General features: G+C 71.3%; 3 protein-coding genes and 1 pseudogene. 2 read left to right on the top strand and 2 right to left on the bottom strand.

Annotation, left to right across the window (positions count from 1 at the left end):
* Window positions 1–251 (top strand): annotated as a pseudogene (locus G3N61_RS38695) (MFS transporter); the annotation flags it as partial.
* Between the two features lie 75 nt (window positions 252–326).
* Here G3N61_RS38695 and G3N61_RS38700 read toward each other — a convergent pair.
* Window positions 327–968, bottom strand: a complete 642-nt coding sequence (locus tag G3N61_RS38700) for a LysE family translocator (RefSeq protein WP_043185141.1) — start codon at window positions 966–968, stop codon at window positions 327–329.
* A 76-nt stretch (window positions 969–1,044) separates the two neighbouring features.
* Window positions 1,045–2,121 carry an NAD(P)-dependent oxidoreductase gene (locus G3N61_RS38705; protein WP_346778609.1) on the bottom strand — a complete coding sequence of 359 codons (1,077 nt, stop codon included), beginning with the start codon at window positions 2,119–2,121 and terminating at the stop codon, window positions 1,045–1,047.
* Here G3N61_RS38705 and G3N61_RS38710 point away from each other — a divergent pair.
* The coding region (locus G3N61_RS38710; RefSeq protein ID WP_205825075.1) for a Mut7-C ubiquitin/RNAse domain-containing protein at window positions 2,011–2,636 on the top strand (626 nt) is incomplete at its 3' end. The genes G3N61_RS38705 and G3N61_RS38710 overlap by 111 nt on opposite strands.

A 2,636-nucleotide genomic window follows, 5' to 3' on the forward strand; every position in this document is an offset into this window, starting at 1 on the left:
ACCAGACGATCGGCCGCCGCGAGATCAACCTGCTGAACCCGGCCGCACGCGGCCGCCTGAACGGGCTGTTCGTCGGGCTGTTCTTCATCGGCGGCGCGCTCGGTGCGATGCTCGCAGGCGGTGCGTGGGCCTGGGGCGGATGGAGCGCGGTGTGCGGCGTCGGGTTCGCGTTCGCCGGCACGGCCACCGTCTTCGGGCTCTCGGCCGGACGCGGGGCCGGCGCGGCGGCGTTGACGCGCCCGCGGACGTGAACCCGGCCCGAAAAGCCGAACGCCCCGCCCTCTTGCGAGGGACGGGGCGTTCGGCGCGCCGGTGTCAGTTCGAAATCAGTGACGGACCAGCGCCATCATCGCGCCGAAGCCGACGAACAACCCGCCCGTCAGCCGGTTGAAGATCTTCGCGACGCTCTGGCTCTTCAGCGTCGCGCCGATGCGCGTGCCGAACGACGCGTAGACGAGATACCAGCTCACCTCGATCACCGCGAACGTGACGACGAGGACGCCGAACTGCGGCAGCGTCGGCTCGGCCGCGTTGATGAACTGCGGCAGCAGCGCGGCCGCGAACAGGATCGCCTTCGGGTTGCTGCCCGCGACCAGGAAGCCGTTGCGGAACAGCGTCCCGCGCGATGCCGGCGCGGCCTGGCGCGACACGGTTTCGACGTCGGCGGCAGGCGCATCGTCGTCGACGCGCGCGCGCCACGCCTTCACACCGAGGTAGACGAGGTAGGCCGCGCCGGCATAGCGCAGCGTGTTGAACATCGCCGGCCAGGCTTCGAGCACCGCACCGAGGCCCGCCGCCGACACCGACAGCATCAGCACCAGCGCGCTGAGACAGCCGGCCATCGTCCACGTCGAACGCCGCAGCCCGTGCCGCGCGCCGTGCGTCATCACCAGCAGCATGTTCGGGCCCGGAATCGCCGACACGACGAACACCGTCGCCACGAAAAGCCACCACGTATGCAAGTTCATGCCCGCCTCTGCCTGGATGAAAGGGAAAACGAAACGTCGATTATGCCGATGCGCCGGACTTCTGTCGCGCGACGGATCAGCGGCCCGCGCGGCGCAGCGCGACTTCGCCGAGCACCGCGAAATCCTGCTCGCCGCCGCCGTGCGCGAGCGCATCGAGCAGGTTGTCGCGCACGACGCTCGCCACCGGCAACGGCACCGACACGGCGTCGCCGGCTTCCAGCGCGAGGCGAACATCCTTCAGCCCGAGGCGCGCCTTGAAGCGCGCGGGCTCGTAGTGCCGCTCGGCGATCATCGAGCCGTAGCCTTCGTAGACGGGGCCCGGAAACACGCTGCCGGTGATCACGTCGAGGAAGTCGCGCATCGCGACGCCGTGTGCGCCCAGCAGCGCGGACGCCTCGCCGAGCGTCTCGATCGCCGACGCGAGCGTGAAGTTCGCGGCGATCTTCGCGACGTTCGCGTGCTGCGGCAGCGAACCGAACCGCCAGGTCTTCTGGCCGATCGCGTCGAACAGCGGCTGCACGCGGTCGATCGCCTCGGCCGGGCCGCCCGCCATGATCGTCAGGCGCGCGGCCGCCGCGACATCGGGCCGCCCCATCACCGGCGCGGCGACGTAATGGATGCCGCGCGACGCATGCGCGTGCGCGAGCGATTCGGCCAGCGCGACCGACACCGTCGCCATGTTGACGTGGATCAGGCCGCGCGGCGCCTGCGCGAGCAGCGCATCGTCGAAGATCGCGCGCGCCGCGGCGTCGTCGGCCAGCATCGAGAACACCGCGTCGCCGCGAAACGCGTCGGCCGGCGTGTCGACGATCTGCGCGCCGTGCGCGGCGAGCGGCTCGGCGCGCTCGCGCGACCGGTTCCAGACCCGCACCGTGTGCCCGGCCTTCAGCAGGTTCGTCGCGATTGCCTGCCCCATTTCACCCAGCCCGATAAATCCGAGATCCATTTCCCGCTCCTTCGCTCCGTGAAGCGGGGAGTTAACCACAGATGCGTGGCATCTGCAGGGCACGCGGCCGCCCGTGCGCGGTGCCATACTGCGCGCATGGCGACCGCGACCTTCCGCTTCCACGACGAACTGAACGCCTTTCTCCCGCGCGCGCAGCGCGACCGCGCGTTCGGGCACGCATGCGCGCGCGATGCGACGGTGAAGCATGCGATCGAGGCGCTCGGCGTCCCGCATACGGAAATCGGCCGGCTCTGCGTGAACGACGCGCCGGCCGCGCTCGACCGGCCGCTCGGCGACGGCGACCGGGTCGAAGCCTTTCCGGAACGCGCGCAAACCACGGTGAACGGGGCTACCGCGCCGCAACCGGCGCAATGGTGCTTCGTCGCCGACGCGCATCTCGGCGGCCTCGCGCAACTGTTGCGCCTCGCGGGCTTCGACACCTGCTACGACAACCACTACCGCGACGACGAGCTCGCGGCGCTCGCCGCGCGAGAGGGCCGGATCGTGCTGACCCGCGACCGCGAGCTGCTCAAGCGGCGCGCGGTCGAGCGCGGCTGCTACCTGCACGCGCTGCAGCCGGCCGACCAGCTGCGCGAACTGTTCGAGCGGCTCGATCTCGCACCGCACATGCGGCCGTTCCGGCTGTGCCTGCGCTGCAATGCCCCGCTGCATCCGCTCGACGCGGCCGCCGCCGCGCCGCGCGTGCCGGCCGGCGTCCGGCA

This window comes from Burkholderia sp. Ac-20349, assembly GCF_017104865.1.
Lineage (GTDB): Bacteria > Pseudomonadota > Gammaproteobacteria > Burkholderiales > Burkholderiaceae > Burkholderia > Burkholderia aenigmatica.

Coding starts and splice junctions, on each gene's coding strand:
- G3N61_RS38705 (WP_346778609.1), bottom strand. CDS start 2,121: ATGCTTCACCGTCGCATCGCGCGCGCATGCGTGCCCGAACGCGCGGTC.
- G3N61_RS38700 (WP_043185141.1), bottom strand. CDS start 968: ATGAACTTGCATACGTGGTGGCTTTTCGTGGCGACGGTGTTCGTCGTG.